General features: G+C 45.7%; 19 protein-coding genes. 14 read left to right on the top strand and 5 right to left on the bottom strand.

Translation table 11 applies throughout. The annotated features are described in order from the left end of the window. The first annotated feature begins 48 nt into the window (after positions 1-48). The 4 genes from ACU1JV_RS14095 to ACU1JV_RS14080 all read left to right on the top strand — a co-directional run bounded on the left by ACU1JV_RS14095 (position 49) and on the right by ACU1JV_RS14080 (position 3,621). Positions 49-858, top strand: coding sequence for a transporter substrate-binding domain-containing protein (locus ACU1JV_RS14095; RefSeq protein WP_013373735.1), 810 nt, complete (start codon positions 49-51; stop codon positions 856-858). 30 nt (positions 859-888) lie between these two features. After that, positions 889-1,605 (top strand): amino acid ABC transporter permease, encoded by a 717-nt coding sequence (locus tag ACU1JV_RS14090; RefSeq protein ID WP_413987212.1) that lies wholly within the window; start codon positions 889-891, stop codon positions 1,603-1,605. Between the two features lie 4 nt (positions 1,606-1,609). Beyond that, positions 1,610-2,377 (top strand): amino acid ABC transporter ATP-binding protein, encoded by a 768-nt coding sequence (locus ACU1JV_RS14085; RefSeq protein WP_413987211.1) that lies wholly within the window; start codon positions 1,610-1,612, stop codon positions 2,375-2,377. Positions 2,378-2,607: 230 nt separating this feature from the next. Then, positions 2,608-3,621 carry an asparaginase gene (locus ACU1JV_RS14080; RefSeq protein ID WP_044786650.1) on the top strand — a complete coding sequence of 338 codons (1,014 nt, stop codon included), beginning with the start codon at positions 2,608-2,610 and terminating at the stop codon, positions 3,619-3,621. A 38-nt stretch (positions 3,622-3,659) separates the two neighbouring features. Here ACU1JV_RS14080 and ACU1JV_RS14075 read toward each other — a convergent pair whose 3' ends face one another. Next, positions 3,660-4,607 (bottom strand): Gfo/Idh/MocA family protein, encoded by a 948-nt coding sequence (locus ACU1JV_RS14075; RefSeq protein ID WP_413987210.1) that lies wholly within the window; start codon positions 4,605-4,607, stop codon positions 3,660-3,662. A 111-nt stretch (positions 4,608-4,718) separates the two neighbouring features. Between ACU1JV_RS14075 and ACU1JV_RS14070 the strand changes: the two genes are divergently transcribed. Further along, the gene (locus ACU1JV_RS14070) at positions 4,719-5,678 is read left to right on the top strand and encodes a helix-turn-helix transcriptional regulator (RefSeq protein WP_413987209.1); all 960 of its coding nucleotides are present in this window, start codon (positions 4,719-4,721) and stop codon (positions 5,676-5,678) included. A 42-nt stretch (positions 5,679-5,720) separates the two neighbouring features. On the opposite strand, the gene ACU1JV_RS14065 is transcribed toward ACU1JV_RS14070, so the two are convergent. Continuing rightward, complete coding sequence (locus ACU1JV_RS14065; protein ID WP_013373729.1) at positions 5,721-5,966, bottom strand: DUF6953 family protein; 246 nt, start codon at positions 5,964-5,966, stop codon at positions 5,721-5,723. 211 nt (positions 5,967-6,177) lie between these two features. Between ACU1JV_RS14065 and ACU1JV_RS14060 the strand changes: the two genes are divergently transcribed. Next, positions 6,178-7,578, top strand: coding sequence for a transcriptional regulator (locus ACU1JV_RS14060; RefSeq protein ID WP_446724575.1), 1,401 nt, complete (start codon positions 6,178-6,180; stop codon positions 7,576-7,578). 206 nt (positions 7,579-7,784) lie between these two features. On the opposite strand, the gene ACU1JV_RS14055 is transcribed toward ACU1JV_RS14060, so the two are convergent. Next, complete coding sequence (locus tag ACU1JV_RS14055) at positions 7,785-9,527, bottom strand: ABC transporter substrate-binding protein (RefSeq protein WP_413987208.1); 1,743 nt, start codon at positions 9,525-9,527, stop codon at positions 7,785-7,787. A 148-nt stretch (positions 9,528-9,675) separates the two neighbouring features. Between ACU1JV_RS14055 and ACU1JV_RS14050 the strand changes: the two genes are divergently transcribed. The 4 genes from ACU1JV_RS14050 (at position 9,676) to ACU1JV_RS14035 (ending at position 12,590) form a co-directional block, all read left to right on the top strand. Next, entirely contained in the window at positions 9,676-11,190 is a 1,515-nt protein-coding gene (locus tag ACU1JV_RS14050) for a DUF4153 domain-containing protein (protein ID WP_413987207.1), read from the top strand. Between the two features lie 13 nt (positions 11,191-11,203). Next, positions 11,204-11,770 carry a hypothetical protein gene (locus tag ACU1JV_RS14045; protein WP_013373723.1) on the top strand — a complete coding sequence of 189 codons (567 nt, stop codon included), beginning with the start codon at positions 11,204-11,206 and terminating at the stop codon, positions 11,768-11,770. Between the two features lie 9 nt (positions 11,771-11,779). Continuing rightward, positions 11,780-11,938: a hypothetical protein gene (locus ACU1JV_RS14040; RefSeq protein ID WP_013373722.1), complete on the top strand. Its 159-nt coding sequence runs from the start codon at positions 11,780-11,782 to the stop codon at positions 11,936-11,938. 214 nt (positions 11,939-12,152) lie between these two features. Further along, a complete protein-coding gene (locus ACU1JV_RS14035; RefSeq protein WP_040102563.1) occupies positions 12,153-12,590 on the top strand; it encodes a hypothetical protein in 438 nt (145 codons plus the stop codon). A gap of 73 nt (positions 12,591-12,663) precedes the next feature. On the opposite strand, the gene ACU1JV_RS14030 is transcribed toward ACU1JV_RS14035, so the two are convergent. Continuing rightward, positions 12,664-13,779 (bottom strand): WG repeat-containing protein, encoded by a 1,116-nt coding sequence (locus ACU1JV_RS14030; protein WP_413987206.1) that lies wholly within the window; start codon positions 13,777-13,779, stop codon positions 12,664-12,666. A gap of 158 nt (positions 13,780-13,937) precedes the next feature. Then, a complete protein-coding gene (locus ACU1JV_RS14025; protein ID WP_255305322.1) occupies positions 13,938-14,198 on the bottom strand; it encodes a hypothetical protein in 261 nt (86 codons plus the stop codon). Between the two features lie 340 nt (positions 14,199-14,538). Between ACU1JV_RS14025 and ACU1JV_RS14020 the strand changes: the two genes are divergently transcribed. The 4 genes from ACU1JV_RS14020 (at position 14,539) to ACU1JV_RS14005 (ending at position 18,077) form a co-directional block, all read left to right on the top strand. After that, positions 14,539-14,856 carry a PTS sugar transporter subunit IIB gene (locus ACU1JV_RS14020; RefSeq protein WP_040102565.1) on the top strand — a complete coding sequence of 106 codons (318 nt, stop codon included), beginning with the start codon at positions 14,539-14,541 and terminating at the stop codon, positions 14,854-14,856. Further along, positions 14,849-15,181, top strand: a complete 333-nt coding sequence (locus ACU1JV_RS14015; protein WP_013373717.1) for a PTS lactose/cellobiose transporter subunit IIA — start codon at positions 14,849-14,851, stop codon at positions 15,179-15,181. Before ACU1JV_RS14020 ends, ACU1JV_RS14015 begins: the two co-directional genes overlap by 8 nt. Before the next feature lie 84 nt (positions 15,182-15,265). Beyond that, positions 15,266-16,594 (top strand): PTS cellobiose transporter subunit IIC, encoded by a 1,329-nt coding sequence (gene celB, locus ACU1JV_RS14010; protein ID WP_413987205.1) that lies wholly within the window; start codon positions 15,266-15,268, stop codon positions 16,592-16,594. A gap of 73 nt (positions 16,595-16,667) precedes the next feature. Continuing rightward, on the top strand, positions 16,668-18,077 hold the full coding sequence (locus tag ACU1JV_RS14005; protein WP_413987524.1) for a glycoside hydrolase family 1 protein: 1,410 nt from the start codon (positions 16,668-16,670) through the stop codon (positions 18,075-18,077). Positions 18,078-18,200: the final 123 nt, after the last annotated feature.

Below are 18,200 nucleotides of genomic sequence, written 5' to 3'. Positions count from 1 at the left end.
ATATAAAATCATAGTAAATTACTTGGATTTCAAAAGGGGATATCACTTATGAAGAAATCTGCTTTAGTAGCAGCGATTGGCCTATCTCTTGTGTTATTAACGGGTGCTTTGAGTGGATGTTCCTCGAAGGAAGCGGCATCAGGGGATAAGGTACTCTATGTGGGGACACAAAATGACTACCCGCCGTTTGCTTTTACGAATGATAAAAACGAGCTGACCGGATACGATGTGGAAGTAGTCAAGGAGATCGATAAGAAGCTGGACGGCTATAAGATTGAATTTGTACCTTCGGGCTGGGATGCGATATTCCTTGCGCTGGATGCGAATAAAGTTCAGATCATCGCAGATGAAGTTGCCAAAAATCCGGAGCGAGAAAAGAAGTATCTGTTCTCGGATGAGTCCTATTTCTCCGCTCAGTCGGTTATTATTGTGAAAAAGGGTAGAACGGATATCCATTCTCTCAAGGATTTGGAAGGCAAGAAGGTAGCCGCCTCGGTAGGGGATTCCTATACGCAGTTGCTAGAGCAGTATAATGCGAAGAACGGGAACAAAATTATTTTAAAATATAACGATACAGGCACTTCGTCCGATAACCTCCAAGACGTGCAAAATGGCCGAGTGGATGCTTATGTGAATGATCCAGTGATGGCCGCAGCAACGATCAAGAAGGAAGGCTTGCAGGTGGAAGCTGTGGGCGAGCCTGTGCAAAGCGATAATATCAATCTGGTGTTCAAAAAGGATAAGCAGGGTGAGGAGCTGAAAGCTAAAATCGACCCGATTATTAAAGAACTTAAAGCGGACGGAACACTGAAAAAATTGTCTGAACAGTGGACAGGCGGAGAATTTATTCCTCAGTAATAACAATGTAAAAAGTAGAGTGGGGTTCCTATGGAAAAGCTGTTTGATTTAGATTATATGCTGAAAAGCCTTCCCCAGATCGTGGAGTATCTCCATGTTACATTATGGATTGCGTTTGTCTCCATGCTGCTGGGTGCGATCATCGGGTTGGCTACGGCCTTAATCCGGATATACAAGGTGCCTGTCTTGGCGCCCTTGTCTACGTTGTATGTCTCGTACATCCGGGGAACACCGCTCATTGTGCAGCTGTTTCTCGTATATTACGGAATACCCAAGTTTTTGTATTATTTTCAGAGCGAATATGGCTTCTTGCAGCAATTCAATGTCTATGTCATTCCACCCGAGCTGTTTGCGTTGCTCTCATTTTCATTGAACCTTGGAGGATATTTGTCGGAGACATTCCGGGCAGCGATTCATTCAGTCGATCGGGGACAATTTGAGGCTGCCAATTCCATCGGCATGAGCCAAACACAGATTATGCTCAAAATTGTATTGCCGCAGGCGCTAACGGTGGCTTTGCCCAATTTGGGAAACACACTGATCAGTACAGTGAAGGATACATCTTTTATTTTTATGATTGGTGTCGTCGATATGATGGGACAGGCCAAAATTATGGGCGCGCGAGCGTTGGCTTTTTTTGAGGTATATGTTGCAGTGTCTTTGATCTACTGGTTGGTGTGCATCATTATTGAGCGCGGGCTTGTTGTGCTGGAGAAGCGTATCCGAATATACGAAAGAAGTGAATAAGGGCATGATTCAACTTCATCAAATTCATAAGCATTTCAGGCAGCATCATGTGTTAAAGGGCATAGACCTGACGGTGGGCAAGGGAGAAGTCGTGGTCATCCTGGGACCAAGCGGATCGGGGAAGTCTACACTGCTGCGTAGCATTAATTTTTTGGAACAGCCAACCAGCGGTATCATTGAAATTGACGGTCTGAAGGTAGATGCGGCCAAGGCAGGAAAAAAGGACATTCTCGGATTGCGGATGGCAACGGCAATGGTATTTCAGCAATATCAGCTGTTTAAAAATTTGAATGCACTCCACAATGTGATGATTGGTCTGACTAGTGTGAAAAAGATGGATCGCAAGCAGGCAAGGGAGATCAGTGAAGGCATTTTGGAAAAGGTCGGGTTAAAGGATCGTATGACCTATTATCCTGCCCAGCTTTCGGGTGGACAGCAGCAGCGTGTTGCGATTGCCCGCGCTTTGGCGCTGAATCCGCAGGTGTTGTTGTTCGATGAGCCGACCTCCTCACTTGATCCTGAGCTGGTGGATGAAGTACTGTCCGTGATTCAAAAGGTAGCGAGTGAAGGCAATACGATGATTATTGTCACGCATGAGCTTGGTTTTGCGAGGGATGTAGCGGATCGGGTCGTGCTGATGGAGCATGGTGCGATCGTGGAACAGGGGCCGGTGGAACAGTTTTTCAATCATCCGAAGGAAGAACGGACACGACAATTCTTGGGCAAAGCTTTGGGGCAAAGAACGTTACAGGACCAGCCAGCATCGCCATAAAAGTACGTGAATGGGTTAAAGGTATGTGCAGTGCTGTAGATTCATTGCAACTATCGTAAAAAGCACGCTAAACAAGTCGCGGGAGGCAGGAAAGTCGGCGCTTGTTTTGCCGTGTTTTTTTAGCTTTACATTCGAAGTTATTTTCCGTTGCAAAGTAGCTAATCACCCTTATTCATGATAAATTCTAAGAACAATAAAGTGAAGTTGTAATCGGGAAGGAACATTGGCAAATGAAAAAGGTTCTGTTCATTAATACCGGAGGAACAATTTCCTCCTCCTATCAGGAAAACGGCCTGACTCCAACCCAATCGGCTGAAAATATTTTGGCTGAAATTCCGGAGCTTCAGGAAATTTGCGAGATTGATGCTTGCAATCTGATGAGCATTGATAGCACCAATACACAGCCAGAGGATTGGGCTTCCATCGCCCGGATGGTACATCGTTCGCTCGATCAATACGACGGTATTGTTATTGCGCATGGTACGGATACGATGGCTTATACGGCTTCAGCCCTGAGCTTCATGTTGGGGACTGTGGACAAACCCGTTGTGGTGACAGGTTCGCAGGTATCCATATTGGCGGAGCACAGTGATTCCAAAAAAAATGTAATTGACTCATTCCTGACCGCATGTGGCGAGGTGGCAGGGGTTTTTGTCGTGTTTAATGGCAAAATTATCAACGGTAGTCGCAGCTCGAAAATCAGAACACGCAGCTATAACGCTTTTGAGAGTATTAACTATCCGTACATAGGTCTCGTGGAGAACGGCAAGGTGGTCTATACGGAGGGTGTATTTGCAAATCGTGATACCGTTCGTCACCCTTACAATGACGGGTATGCTGCTGAAGTATTTCTGCTCAGGCTGATTCCAGGTACGAATCCCGCGATTTTCGATGCTATTCAGAGTTTGGGCTATAAAGGTATCGTCATTGAGGGCTTTGGTATGGGGGGCGTGCCTTTTAAAGAAAGAAGCCTCATTAGCAAAATTGAGGAGCTGATGAAGGACGGTATGAGTATTGTCGTCACAACTCAATGTCCTTATGAGGGCGGGGACCTGACGATTTATGAGGTAGGTCAGAAGGTGCTGGAGAAGGGTGTTATTCCGGGCTATGACATGACAACGGAAGCGCTGGTGACGAAAATGATGTGGGCGTTGGGACAGACGACAGACCCGGCCGGGGTAGCCAAGATTATGGCAACGAACTACGCGGACGAAGTGTCCTTGCCTGCGGATACAGCTTCCTGATAGGAAGCTGATTTCCGTAGGTGCCAGCTACATACCGGCTAACGCCGAGCCTGCTCCAGCCTGTTTTTAATCTCAATGGCCATTTCCAGTGCTTGTACGGCCGACTCCAGGGGAATGAGGCATTCCGCATGTCCGCCAAAGCATTCAAGCGCATGATCCCAACTTTTTTCGTATGGATTGGCAGATTCGAGATTGATTTTTTGCTGTCCTGATGCGGTATACTCAAATAATGCGGTGGGTATAGGATCGTTTTCGTCACTCTCATGAAATACCAGTTTGGCTTTTTCAAAATAAGCCTCATAGGCTACCGTGAAAGGATAGCTTTTCGGCATATGGGAAGAAGCGATGACTTCTGTGAAGGCATCCCGATGCTGATAGTAAGCCCGAACCTGTGCTTGTTCGGGATGGACTACCTCTGAACCCCACACTGTATATGGATCACAGGGACCCCATAGCCAGGTGAATAAATCCAGTTCATGAATCATGAACTGCGTAGGGATGTAGCTTAGTCCAAGGTCTCCCCACAAGGGAGGGGTTTCTCTTTTCAAGGACAAGGAAATGAGTTTTCCGTATTTTTGTTGGCGATAAGCCTCGTACAGATAGGTATAGGCAGGATCAAACTTAATGAACTGGTTGACCAGAATTTTTTTGCCATATTGCTTCTCAGCTTGTTGCATAAGAAGAGCGTCTTCGAGATGAAAGCAAACCGGTGTTTCACAAAATACATGCTTCCCGTGCTTTAGCGCATCAATGGCATGTGACCTATGCAGGTGGGAGGGCAGGCATAGATCGACGATATCCACGTCCGGATCCAGCAGAATATCCACTATATTTTGTGTGACTTCTACGTTTAGCTCCTCTTTCAATTTTTGCAGCTTGGTTTCGTTCCTTCCAAATACAATGAGTCTGTTTACCTTGGGATGGTTGTTTAACAGTGAGGCATGATACGCGCCGAATCCCGTCCCCAAAATTCCAATATTCATCATCCATTACACCCCTTACTTCTATGATACACACCTATTGTTGCCAACAGGGTGTCAACAATCTTTGCATCATCTTTTCATTTCGGGTTAACCATCTATTGTGGAGGTATGATTGTGAGACTGCATCGTTTAATCGCGATTTTATTATGTATCGAATCTAGAGGGAGAATGAAAGCCAGGGAATTGGCGTTGGCATTGGAAACCTCTGTACGCTCCATTTACAGGGATATCGACCTTCTGGCTGAAGCCGGAGTTCCGATTGTTACCGCATCCGGCCCGAAGGGCGGAATTTATTTAATGGACGGTTATACAGCGAATCTGAAACAGTTGAATGGCGGGGATGTCATTCAGTTGTATTTAACGGGGATGGGCATTTATACGGGCGGGTCCACAGAATCGGGTTTGAAGTTAAAGAATACTTTGCTCAAACTGGAACAGACGATGCCGGCCCCATATCAGTCCGATATTCAAAAAGCCAAAGCGCGGTTTTATTTTGATGATACACCGTGGTGGACGGAACGTGTAGCGATTCCTTGCCTGGAAGCCGTGAGAGCGGCAGTGTGGGGGTCCTATAAAGTAACTATTCAGTATGAGAAAGCTGACGGCTCTTGTTCTTCTCGCCATGTACATCCCTATGGACTTGTGGTTAAAAAGGGAGATTGGTATCTTATTGCCTTTTGTGAAGTCGGGCAGGAGATTCGGACCTTTAAGTGTGAGCGAATTATAGAGATTCAGCCGTCTGCCGAAGTCTTTGAGGTTCCTGGAGATTTCTCACTGGAACATTATTGGATGAGGCAAGAAAGCACGTTTAAGCAGCTTTGTAGAGAGAAAGAATACTATCCTGTTCTGATCCGAACGACTAAGAAGCAAGCTGGAATACTAGCGAAAAGGATGGAAATCATTCAGTCTGTGCAGGAGGGCAGTCACTTCCTTGTAACCGTTAACATGTATAGCTATGAAGCGGCTTGTCGCGATGCGATGGATTGGATCGGCCGGGTTGAAATCGTGGAGCCTGCAATACTCCGACAGTTTGTGAAGGAGGAAATTAGCCGACTCCAGAGGATCTACGGTTAAATCATCAAAAAAACATCTGCCGATAGCAGATGCTTTTGCTTGTTAAGTCCAGGCCCAGAGGAATGCATCACGATCCCAGGCGATTCGGCCACCATGTAGCTTGCGAAATGCCTTTTTGATTTCTTTTTCCAAAGAGACATGGCCATGCTCGCTTATAAACACATACTGCTCTCCGTATTCAGAGCGTACATATGCAATGGCATCTTCTTGTTTCAAAGTGCCCACTTCACGGATCTGCGCGACCATCCATTGTGCAATTTGTTGTTCTATAGTTGGGGTGTTGTCCATTTGTCGTATCCTTTCCTGCGACCGATTGGGTGTAGCTGTTCAGCTCGCCTCCTGTAGTATACGGCAATTCGGAGAATTATTGAATTTTTTGATATAAATGTACTTATGCAGTTGGCTAAGTGGGCTTTCTTTTGTATAATTAAGGGAATATTCACGGGAATTTTCTTTTTTTGTATTGAAATCATGCAAGTTATCCCTGGGGGTGCCTGATTTGAAGGAAACAACCACTATTCGCGCAGAGCTGGAGCAGTACATCAGACGAGAAGGAATTACGATTAGTAAGTTTGGGGAGAAGACAGGTATTAATGCAGGTACGATTAGTGCCATTATCAACGGTAACCGGCCAATTGCGATGCTGTTGCTGGATCGGATTGCTGCAGGCATGGGGCTTGAAGAAGGGAGCCTCTATGAGCTATACATTGATGAATTTATACGGAATACGGCACCGAATTGGCGACGGGTTCGTCCCTTTTTGCATCGCTGTGCAGAGCTGAATAAATTGGATTGTATTAAGCAAGTCGTGGAGTTTATGATGGACTATCTCATATACGCCCCGGCTTTATTTGAGACAGCGGAGGAATTGTTCAGCGAAGGTAGGTTTGAGGCTGCGGCCATTATTTATAAGAATGTCGCGGAAAGTGAGAAGTATCAACATTCGGAGCGGCTGGCGCTTTGCCAATACCGTTTATTTACGATTGCCATTGGTGATGATCAGGATGAGAATTTATGGGCAGCCACACATTTTGAAAGCTTTGTGGAGCGGTTGGGTGAGGCAGACCAATTGGATGCCCTAAGAGACTTGGCTAATACGTATGCCTCCTTGCGGCGTTGGGATAAAGTAGAATGGTTTGCTGAAAAAATGGCTCAAAAAGCCAAAGTACAATACGAGCAAAGATATGGAAATACCAAAAAATCAGAGCGTGGCAAGGAACCTAAGGGTCCTTTGTTTATGTATATCGTTTATTCTTACGTGCTGCGTGCCGGGGTATGGGATGAGCGCGGGGATTACCAGAAGGCCCTGGAATATGTATCGCTATATTCTGATTTGAGCTGGGTGCAAGAGGATACGGAAGAAGCTCGGCGTCTGAAGGCTCTTTGTAGCAACTGGGCTGAGGCCAACGGGTATTTGTATCAGTTGATGTCCGGCAGCCTGGATGTAATTCCACAGTATGTGGATTATTTAAAAAAAAATGAAGGCGAAATTCTGGTGGGGTTACATAAAATAATGGTAGCGGCCAACCGTTATGACTTTAATGTAGATCATGTACTGCAACACTTTGAAAAACAAATTGAGGCATTTGCAGATCAGCATGCCAAGGTAGGCACCTATACCGAGCAAATGTCAGCAGATCTCTATGCACGATTTTTGGCAGAGATGGCTTGTTACGATCTCAACAAACATCGTTATTCCAAAGGTATGAAATTCCTGCTCGAGAGCCTTTCCTATTCCGTCGTGCTGAATGGTAATCCTGTCACCATCAAATGTGTAGGACTATTTGAAAAGTATCGGCATACTGCCACTTCTGAGGACAAAGAGGAATATAAAAACTTACTTGGAGAGGTAGAGTACATCCATGATAAAAAAGATCGTTTTTTCTCTGCTCGCATTTAATGTTTTTATCCTATTGCATTTTCCACCCGTTCCCCCTCCTATAGAAGACCCAAGCGATGTCCACAGTCATGGGCTGGGGGGATGGGCATTGTCATCTCCTGAACCATCCGCATAGAGGGTCTCGATAACATTAAAAAAGGTATTCTCTTATGAAGAAGAGGATACCTTTTTTATTTGGAAGTGCATTTGAAGGAGCGTCCTTGCCGTCAAGTGAGAGGAGTTGGGAGCTGGGCAGGCGGAAACCATACATGACGCAGATCCACCCAGCCCTGGCTGTTAAAGGATACGCCGCGTACAGTAGGAAGATATGCCGTTTGAACGGGCTTTTCATATAAGATATGCAGCTGGTGCTCATCCATGAGCCGAGTTTCGATATGTTCAAATTGCTGCGCTCTGACGGTATGATCAGCTTCCCGTGCAATTTCGCGCAGCAGTCTTTCGATATCCACGCGGCTATGCGGCTCCACATGTCCGGATACATTAAGATACAGATCAAACAGGCGCAATTGCTCATCACGGTCACGAAACAGAGAAAAGATGATTAAGTCTGACTCCATACGAATCGATGAACTTTTAAATTCATTCATGGATGCGGCCACGATGTTACAGGTATATCCACAGGATTCGAGCTGGGCCGCGACCCGTTCTGCATCCGCTCTATACTCAGGAATGGTGGCAATTTGCAACGCCGCCAGTGGTTCACATGAATCGTTAGCGTTAGATGAATCCACTGCTGAAGGAAGGGGGCGATGATCCAGACATGCTACAATCCGAGCACGTATTTCCGGGTTGCGCAGCGGTCCGTCCTTGTGTGTGTTACATGTGATAAATTTGCGCACCGAAGCTGCCGAGTGAATCTGGCTCCATGCGGTATCCGTGTCTCTTGCCAGGATAGGATTATGGATAATGTGAAAAGAGGAAGCGGTGTCTTCCATATCCGACGATTCCAGCTTAGTTGCCCACGGGAGTTGGACGATTTCCACCCGATCTAGATGAGCACGACCTTGAAAATAAGGCGAAAAAGCCTCAAGTAGGCACAGGCTTTCGTTCATTTCCGTGACCTTGAAAGCCCCTGTACCGATAGGACGGATGCCAAATGCGGCTTCACCCACCTGATTAAGCTCACGCGGTACAATTGCAGCCCGGCTGGTACACAGGAAGGATAGAAATAGCTCGTTCGGCTCCTTTAGTACAAAGCGTACCATCGTCGGACTCAACGCCTGAACGTGCTGAATTTGCCGGACAATAAAATGGTAAAGTCTCCTTCCCGGCGCCCGGCTCAGTCGCTCAAAGGTATAAACGACGTCTTCCGCGGTCAGTATTTTGCCGTTATGAAACAGCACTTCTTTACGTAGGAAAAAAGTCCACTGCGTACGAGTAGTGTCCACTTCCCAAGCGTGCGCCAGTCCGGGCAAAATCTCGCCGCTCTCGTTCGCCCGGCGGGCCAGCCCGTCAAAAACATGGCTGGATACGAAGGACTCGGCGAGCCAGTTCAAGTACAACGGGTCCAGCGTATAGAGCTGCTGGCGAATAGGCAGACGCAGCGTGTCGATCTGCTGCTGATCACTGCGCACCTCTGCGTGATGCCCGAAATAATTCAGCAGCCAGCCCTGTAAATGCTCCTGCATGGTGGAGGAGCGTGAATGAGCTCGGATTTCATCCAGTGCGCGTTTGATATCATGGCGGTCTATGGCTTGCATCATGGATTGCACGGCAATGTCTTCCGGCTGAATGAGGAAGCGTAGAATGGAACGGCGGCCTCTGCCTCGGCGGGGAGTCCATTGTATCCAGTCGTGCTGCTCCATTTTCTGAATGATCATCAAGGCGTTGCGGTGGGTGCAGTCAAAAATAGCTGCTAGCTCATCCAGCGTAGTCTCTATGGTATGGTTCTCGTCCCTGTCGTCAGCTGCGTGGGAGTGAAGCCGTAAAAATTGGGCGTGAAGTTTCATTCAGGAATGCTCCGTTTCCCCTATCCCTTGAGTAAAAGCGTAACTGCTTTTATAAAATAGGAAATTTTATTTCGATTAATTTCTCTTTATCTTCTTATTTTATCATCTACAATAAGGGTTATAAAGCATAGTTGTGGAGGTATTTACCATGCATGACAAGATGAGTGGATCGTCTTTACCGAAAGCGTCATTGTTGTCCGCCTTTGCTGGCGCTATTGTGTTGGCGCTGGTTCATCAATATCTGTTCTTCGGACATGGGCTGGGCGTGTCTATGCCTATTTTTGTTATTGTATTTTACGTGTATATGTATTCCTTTAATCGAGATCGTTGCCAGCCCCTTTCATGGATAGGACGTCTGTTGTTTGTAGTCATTATGATGCTGGCACTGACATATGTGCTGTTCGATAACCCGATCTTCTATGTGTTAAATGCCCTGGCTATAGCTGCTCTGATTAGCGTGCATATGGTGTTGCTGTTCGGGGAAAAAAGGCATGGCTGGTCGGAAGTCGGTATTATCGGTCAGGCGCTAAGCCATTGGTTTTATCAAAATTTTCGCCATATCGTGACCCCGTTTCGGATGTTTAAGACGGCAGCCTTTCGGAATGTAAAGGATGAGCGTAAGCGTGTATTGGGTAAAGTGATAATCGGTCTACTTATTGCCTTGCCGTTGCTACTCATTATTATATCTCTGCTGGCTTCGGCAGACGGGATGTTCGAAAAGTTGTTATCAGGCATACCCGCATGGATTGGTACATTGACCTTTGGGAGTGGTTTGCCGCGGCTGATTTGGACCTGCTTTTTTACCTTCTGTTTTTTCTGTTACTTGTGGGGATTTGTACAGCCTGCTCCGCGGAATACGGAGAGAGAGGCTCAGCCAGCAGCAGCAGTACCTTACCACGAGCCGGTCGCGATCAAGTTTGATCCTGTCATTACCGCTACAGTGCTGATTGTCATGAATCTGGTGTATGTTGTGTTCGTCGTGCTGCAGTTCGGATATCTGTTTGGTGCATGGGAAGGGGCTTTGCCAGAAGGAACCTCGTATGCTGAATATGCGAGAAGAGGATTCGGGGAGCTGGTTATGGTAACAGGTATCAACTTTGTGCTGATGATCAGTGTATTGAAGTGGACTGAATTCGGCTCAGGTATAGTGCAAACATTGAACAGCGGTCTGCTGTACATACTCGTTGGTTGTTCGGGTGTGATGCTGTACTCGGGATATACCCGGCTGGTCATGTACGAAGAAGCATACGGCTATACGTATATCCGCTATCTGGTACACGCATTTATGATTTTTCTAGGCCTGTTGCTGCTCGTTGCAGCTGTGCGCATTCATGTCCGCCAGCTTCCGCTGGCGAAATATTATATTGTACTCGCTCTAATCGCCTATGTCGTCGTGAACTATGTGGGCATTGATGTACGGATAGCTGAAAATAATCTCGAACGGTATCGTACAACATCGGTGATAGACAAGGAATATTTGAGTGAGTTATCAGCGGACGCGATTCCACTGCTGATTGATTTTAGCCGTAAGGAACATGGAGCGCTGGATGAGTTTTTACAAGCCCGCTTGATGAGCATGACGAGAGAAGAATCGAATTGGCCAGAATTCAATTGGGCTAAGTATCGAGCGCAACAGGAATTGCACGACTATATTTTGGAATGAGAGGTGTTTGGGAATGATCGGAACAGATACGACACAGGATATGGTATTGGAGCTACAGGATGAAATGTCACAGTATCAGTATCAATTTGGTGTAAGGCGGAATGATTTTCTCGTGGAGGCTATGTCCTACGGAATGAGTGAGGAGGAAGCCCGTGCTTATGCTATCCAACGTATTGGCCCGGTCGTTCCCGTCACCTGCATCCCTACGTTGGCTCTAGGCAAAGTGAGACCGCTCAGTCCAATGTTGGCAGCGCGGTACCAATATGCAGGGGATTGGAAGGACATCCATGAGCATCTGCTCCTTCCTGATGAAGTGCTGCGAATCGCAGGTACACAGCATTTTCGCAGCTGGATCAGCGATATGCGAAATTACTGGGTAGAATCGGCCCCTTACCGATTCGGGGATGATCGTCTTTCGCTGCTGTCGGTTGCAAGCGAGAAAGAAGGTCACTTTTCCATGCTCGTCTGGAGGGAACCTGGTGAAGAGCCAGAGGTATGGACGTATGCTTCCCAGCATGAATACCGATTCAGTCATTTGCTCCACTGGTTCAAGTGGCTGAACGGGCGCAGTGAAGAATGAGAGGTACAGATGATGAAAAAGAATCGTAATTGGATCGTCCTGTTTATTGGCATTGCTGTAATGGTGGGAATTGCAGACTATTTTACACCCGCTAAGCCTGCGACTACTCCTGAGCTTATCGTTCCAACCGTAATCAGTGAAGAAAGTCTTCAACTAAGTGATGATTAATCAAGCAAAAGCCCTGGTTATCACTGTGAATGGAATCTGAATAGGAAATATAAAAAAAAGTTCATTTTCTGTGGTATTGCGTTGTTAAAGTAAGCCGGAAATCACCCTAATAGTTGAGAGGGAATTGAAGCCAACATCAATTGAATGTGGAGCCATTCAGATGTTCAAGCGACTCCGTCATTTCCTCTACAACTTATATTCAGGGGGAATTTCAATGGCTAGAAGTGCAAGCACATACGCATCTGTAATCGATGGCTTTAAGGTAGAAACGAACAAAAAGTATTCACCGGTAGGTGGAACAAAATGTAATATTTTCGCGCAAGATGTGATGGCTGCGATGTCGGCTTCCTTGCCAGGTGGCTTAGCCAATCAAATGGCTGATGCTTTACTGAATAAAAAGGCGCCGGGCTGGTCCTCTGTAACTTTTCAGGATGCTCAAAAAAGAGCAAATCTCGGGTACCCTACCATCGGGATCAAAAAAGCGGACGGACATGGTCATGTCGTAGTCGTCAGACCGAAGGGATCATCGATCACGATCTTGAAGGAAGTACAGATCGCTCAGGCGGGGACCAAAAATTACAACAGTAATACTATTAATTATTCTTGGGTGGCAGCTGATCTGCCTGGCGTAAAATTCTATACACACGACTAAGTGGTTTTGAGATATTGGCAATCTAAACAACCCTGGAGGCAGATCCATTCGATCTGCCTCCAGGGTTGTTTTTTTATTTTGAAACAGAATGATTAGATACAATGAAGGCTTTGCCTGGCTTGATAAAAGCAACAGCATAACCATTAGAGAAGGAAGAAGATTCCGATCTGTATTCAAGCTTGGTCAGCAGTTGACCTTGGCGATTGATGTAACCGAATTTTCCGTCCGAAACAGATGAGTTTGCTTGTTTACCGACTAAAGCAATGCCTTCCTTGAATGGAGCTGTAACGTCATATTTTTGTTGATATTTAATGATCAATGTTCCGGTTCTATCAATAAACCCAACCTCATTTTTCGCATTTTTCACACTGGCCAGGCCCTCGCTAAAATCCTGTGCATCCGTAAATTTAAAGGGAATCACGACTTTTCCCTGTTTATTGATGAATCCCCATTTACCCTTGGCATTTTGTACTGGAGCTAATCCTTCCGAGAAGTCTCCGCCGGATTTGTATTGAGGTGGAATGACTTCTTTGCCTGCCGTATTGATATAACCGTATAGCCCCTTGCTATTTTGAACAATAGCCAAGCCATTCGAGAAACTACGGCTGTATTTATATTGATAAGGAATCGCTAGTTTACCGGAAGCATTCACAAAACCAATCTTCCCAGTGTTAGGGGCATAGGCAAGAGCCAGACCTTCTGTAAATACATATTCTGAATCCACATTTTCTTTAAAATGAGAAAGGATTTTTCCCGTTCGATCTATAATTGCATTTTCTTTGGTGTCTGCTATTGTGACCTTGGCTTTGCCTTCGGAAAAGACATTGGCTTCGGTATATTGGCAAGGAATAACCAGTGTCCCTTTGGTATTAATGTATCCATAGAGATTGGTTTTTGTATTTTTGACTACAGCTCGTTGCTCTTGAAAATCACCAATAGGTTTAAGCTCGGCGGGAAGAGAGAAAGCTTTTTGTCCTTTGGTATTGTAATACACAAGGTTTCCGGCAGATGTTTCAGCGGCCAATAAGCCATCATGGAAAGCGCCATCGCTTGAAGGACGAGCAATGTTGTAATCTACAGCGGTTTTAGAGACTTCAATGGTTGTTGTACTGGATGCGGCCCAACCTGTTCCTATAACGGAGAGGCTAGTCACCAGAATCAATGCAGCAAATCCTAACTTTTTCAACATGTATAAGCTCCTTTGTGAGTTGATTTTTAACTTCGGGCTTCAAAGAATTCTGCCCTCATACGTAAGGCCTTCCATAATATAGACGATAAAAATGTAGGAATGTTTCTTGATATTCAAATTTTTTCTAATTTTCAGTGTGTGAAAGCTCTAAACCTGACCTACATCTTTCGGATGCTCAACAGAGAGTTGCCGTTACGCATAAACTCATACGGGATCTTGGCCTCCGTCACCCGTAAGCCTTCTGCCTCCAGCTCAAGAATCAAACGATCTAGCAGATCGTAACGAGTGCCTGTTAAATCGGTCAGAGGAAAAATGCGGACTTCCTCTGAAGCCACTCGTAGCAGTTCGTGTACCGTATTTTTATGAAACTCATAGTCGAGTCGATCACTATACCTAAACAGAAAATGGGCAGACAGCACGATATTAAACTCTGTTCATCCTCAAAGCGAAGCTCTGGTAGTACCGCAGCAACGTAGCGTTCTGGGTGCTTCCTCATATATCTGCGTGCAATCCTGAAGTGCTTGATGCCGCTGCTCGCTAAGCCCTCGCACATCTCTTATAGTGAGAATCGATTATTATTGAGAGATTTAAGATAATATCAGTTCATTTTTCAAAAAAAGAAGAAAATGTGTCATTTTAAAAAAAGTCTATACATATATGTTAAATGTATAGACAAATCCGAAAAGCGGATTTATAATTACGCTGTAAACGTTTTCTAGTAGTTATCATCCAATCAGACCTTGAAGGGAAGGAATAATCATGAAGAGAATTTTACTGGCGTGCAGCTCAGGTATGTCTACAAGTTTGCTGGTTACCAAGATGCAGGAATATGCTAAGTCCATTGGAGATGAGGCTGAAATTTGGGCAGTAGGTCAAGATCAGGCGGCAGAAGATATGGCTAAGGCTGACGCGGTATTGATTGGCCCGCAAATGAGTTTTCTTAAAGGACAACTGGAAAAGGAAGCATCTCAATATGGTATTCATGTAGAAGTGATCGACATGATGGCCTACGGAATGGTTGACGGTAAGAAAGCCTATGAACAGGCCGTAAAGCTGGTGGAACGCAAAAATGGATAAGATCAATATAGCTGAACTGACGGAAGAGCAAATTAGTTTCCAACTTATTCTTCACAGTGGAAGCGCTCGCAGTAAAGTAATTCAAGCGCTGACTGAATATCGAAATGAAAATGTAGAAGGTGCGGACGAACTGCTCAAAGAAGCCAAGCAAGATTTACGTGCTGCACATGATATCCATTTTCAAATGGTTAAGAAGGAAGCGGGAGGTACTCAAACTCCCTTCTCGCTCCTTCTGATGCATGCCGAGGATCATCTGATGTCCACGGTTACCATGAAGGATCTGGTTAAAGAACTACTGGAGCTGTTCAAATCCAGAAGTTTATAGCAGGACCTGTAAAATTGTGAATTTTGGGACATGAAATGCTTGCAACTCTATTGATGCAAGTCACTTCGCGGGGAGGAATAGGCTTTGTTTGAAAAATTAAGCCGGATACTGATACCTATTGCCGGTAAACTGAACAACAACCGCTATCTTACTGTACTGCGTGATGCATTTATGTTGTCATTTCCATTAACAGTTTTTGGCTCCATCATTGTCGTTATTATCAATCTGCCGTTTCTAAAAGGTTGGATGGGCGACGGTAATTATGCGACTTTTAACAGTCTGCTGAACATTGCGCCGAGTGCCACCCTGAACATCATGACCTTATTCGTGGTTGTCGGGATCGGCTATTATTTATCCCGAAGTTATAAGGTCGAGCCCATATTCGGCGGCATGATCGCGTTGGTCAGCTTCTTGATGCTCACCCCGTTTGTGCTGACACAAGAAAGCGGTGCCACGATTGCTGGTGTCATTCCGTTGGATCGGATTGGGGCCAAAGGCATGTTCCTTGGCATGATCGTTGCTTTTATAGCTGCTGAAATTTACCGAAGAGTGACACAGCGGAACATTGTTATCAAAATGCCTCCAGGCGTTCCGCCAGCTGTTGCCAAATCGTTTGCCGCTTTGCTTCCGGCGTGTATCACATTGGGCATATTTTTGATCGTTAATATTGTAGTTACACTGACTCTTCATAATAACCTGCATGATCTGATTTATCATGCTGTACAGGCACCTCTGGTGCATTTGGGCAGTGGTATTATACCTACATTAATTGCTATTTTCTTTGTTCAGCTTTTATGGTTCTTTGGGCTTCATGGTCAGATTATTATCAACTCAGTCATGGAACCGATCTGGAATACGCTGGCACTTGAAAACTACGAAGCTTACTCCAAAGGAGCAGAACTGCCGCATATTATCACCAAGCAGTTTGTGGATATTTATACCGTAGGTATCGGTGGTACAGGTATGACACTGGCAGTCGTGCTCACGATTCTGATCTTCCTAAAGAGCAAGCAATTGAAGCAGGTCAGTAAGTTGGCCATTGGACCAGGTCTATTCAATGTCAATGAACCCGTCATTTTCGGTTTGCCGGTTGTGATGAATCCGCTTATTTTTGTCCCATGGGTCATTGCTCCAATGATCGTTACGCTGATTACTTACTTCGCGATGTCCACCGGGCTTGTACCGCCGCCTAACGGGATACAGGTTCCTTGGACGATGCCGTTGTTCTTTAGTGGAATGATGGCTACGGGATCTCTAATGGGAGGCGTACTGCAGTTGTTTAATATGGCTGTCGTTTTTGTCATTTGGTTCCCATTCCTGAAATTTATTGATCGGATGAACGTCCGTAGAGAGCAGGAAGAGGAGCTTAACCAAGCAGCCATTGCAGGTAAGGATCAAACTGTTGGAATGTAAAGTGAATGAGCTGCTGGGTTAGCGGTTTGTTCATTGGAAAAGAGAGAGGAGTAGAGCTGTGAATCATACCGAAATGAAAGATATCGAGCAGCAAGCCATTCAATACCGTTTTCCGTCCGACTTCTGGTGGGGCTCATCAGCCTCAGCTACCCAGACAGAAGGAACCGTAGAGGGAGACGGCAAAGGACCGAACATCTGGGATTATTGGTTTGAGCAGGAGCCAAACCGTTTTTATGACGGGGTGGGACCTGGCGATACATCCCGCTTCTATACTCGTTACAAAGAAGATATTGCACTTATGAAAGAGCTTGGTCATAACTCCTTCCGGTTCTCCATTTCCTGGTCACGCCTGTTTCCGGCAGGAAGAGGTGAATTGAACCAGAAGGCGGTTCAATTCTATAATGCCGTCATTGCAGAGTTGAATCAGGCAGGGATTGAGCCGTTTGTGAATCTGTATCATTTTGATTTGCCGATGGCTTTACAGGAAAAAGGAGGCTGGGTAAACCGGGAGACGGTCGAAGCTTACGTGGATTACACTAACACTTGTTTTGAACTATTCGGAGATCGTGTAGCCAAATGGTTTACACATAACGAGCCGATTGTCCCGGTGGAAGGCGGCTATCTGTACGATTTCCACTATCCAAATGAAGTGGATTTCGGGAAAGCTGTACAGGTGGGATATCATACCCTGCTATCGAGCGCGAGTGCCATTAAGGCTTACAGAGAAGGCGGTTATAAGGGCAAAATTGGTATTATTTTGAACCTGACGCCAACTTATCCGCGTAGTCAGCACCCGGCAGACGTGCAGGCTGCTGAAATATGCGACGCGTTCTTTAACCGTTCCTTTTTAGACCCATCTGTGACGGGAGAATTTAATCCTTTGCTCGTGGAGTTGTTACGCCAAGAGGGATTCGTACCAAACATGGAAGACGGAGACCGGGAGATTATACGTCAAGGCACTGTGGACCTGCTGGGGATTAACTATTATCAGCCGCGCAGAGTCAAGGCTCGCGAAAGTCTTCCGAATCCAGATGCGCCTTTTGTGCCGGAACGATTCTTCGATTATTACGCCATGCCTGGTCGTAAGATGAATGAGATGCGAGGCTGGGAGATTTATGAGAAGGGCATTTACGACATTCTGACCAACGTCAGGGAGAATTATGGAAACATTGAATGCTTCATATCAGAAAACGGAATGGGTGTTCAAGGCGAGGAAAAATTCAGGGATGAGAACGGCATGATCCATGATGACTATCGCATTGATTTTATCCGTGAGCATCTCAAATGGGTCCAACGGGCCATCTCAGAAGGCTCCAATGTGAAAGGCTATCACTTATGGACATTTATGGACAACTGGTCCTGGACGAACGCTTATAAAAATCGTTATGGCTTCGTATCTGTCGACCTTCAGAACGAAGGCAAAAGATCCGTTAAACAGAGTGGGCACTGGTTCAAACAAGTGATCGAAAATAACGGATTCTAAGGTGGTGGGTGGTCCTCTGGACCACCTTTTTTTATCACCAAGCCAAGTTACCCTGTATACTGCTGGTGAGAAAGTATATTGTTCGGTATACTTACTTATACCATAATACCTCGATGTCCCCGC

Source organism: Paenibacillus sp. T2-29 (assembly GCF_052921365.1).
Note: the sequence above shows the minus strand (reverse complement) of the source record. Positions and strands in the feature narration are given on the sequence as shown.

Excerpts from the sequence above, each read along its gene's own strand:
- ACU1JV_RS14095 (WP_013373735.1), top strand. The coding sequence starts at position 49 with ATGAAGAAATCTGCTTTAGTAGCAGCGATTGGCCTATCTCTTGTGTTA.
- ACU1JV_RS14090 (WP_413987212.1), top strand. The coding sequence starts at position 889 with ATGGAAAAGCTGTTTGATTTAGATTATATGCTGAAAAGCCTTCCCCAG.
- ACU1JV_RS14085 (WP_413987211.1), top strand. The coding sequence starts at position 1,610 with ATGATTCAACTTCATCAAATTCATAAGCATTTCAGGCAGCATCATGTG.
- ACU1JV_RS14080 (WP_044786650.1), top strand. The coding sequence starts at position 2,608 with ATGAAAAAGGTTCTGTTCATTAATACCGGAGGAACAATTTCCTCCTCC.
- ACU1JV_RS14075 (WP_413987210.1), bottom strand. The coding sequence starts at position 4,607 with ATGATGAATATTGGAATTTTGGGGACGGGATTCGGCGCGTATCATGCC.
- ACU1JV_RS14065 (WP_013373729.1), bottom strand. The coding sequence starts at position 5,966 with ATGGACAACACCCCAACTATAGAACAACAAATTGCACAATGGATGGTC.
- ACU1JV_RS14055 (WP_413987208.1), bottom strand. The coding sequence starts at position 9,527 with ATGAAACTTCACGCCCAATTTTTACGGCTTCACTCCCACGCAGCTGAC.
- ACU1JV_RS14050 (WP_413987207.1), top strand. The coding sequence starts at position 9,676 with ATGCATGACAAGATGAGTGGATCGTCTTTACCGAAAGCGTCATTGTTG.
- ACU1JV_RS14045 (WP_013373723.1), top strand. The coding sequence starts at position 11,204 with ATGATCGGAACAGATACGACACAGGATATGGTATTGGAGCTACAGGAT.
- ACU1JV_RS14040 (WP_013373722.1), top strand. The coding sequence starts at position 11,780 with ATGATGAAAAAGAATCGTAATTGGATCGTCCTGTTTATTGGCATTGCT.
- ACU1JV_RS14035 (WP_040102563.1), top strand. The coding sequence starts at position 12,153 with ATGGCTAGAAGTGCAAGCACATACGCATCTGTAATCGATGGCTTTAAG.
- ACU1JV_RS14030 (WP_413987206.1), bottom strand. The coding sequence starts at position 13,779 with ATGTTGAAAAAGTTAGGATTTGCTGCATTGATTCTGGTGACTAGCCTC.
- ACU1JV_RS14020 (WP_040102565.1), top strand. The coding sequence starts at position 14,539 with ATGAAGAGAATTTTACTGGCGTGCAGCTCAGGTATGTCTACAAGTTTG.
- ACU1JV_RS14015 (WP_013373717.1), top strand. The coding sequence starts at position 14,849 with ATGGATAAGATCAATATAGCTGAACTGACGGAAGAGCAAATTAGTTTC.
- ACU1JV_RS14005 (WP_413987524.1), top strand. The coding sequence starts at position 16,668 with ATGAAAGATATCGAGCAGCAAGCCATTCAATACCGTTTTCCGTCCGAC.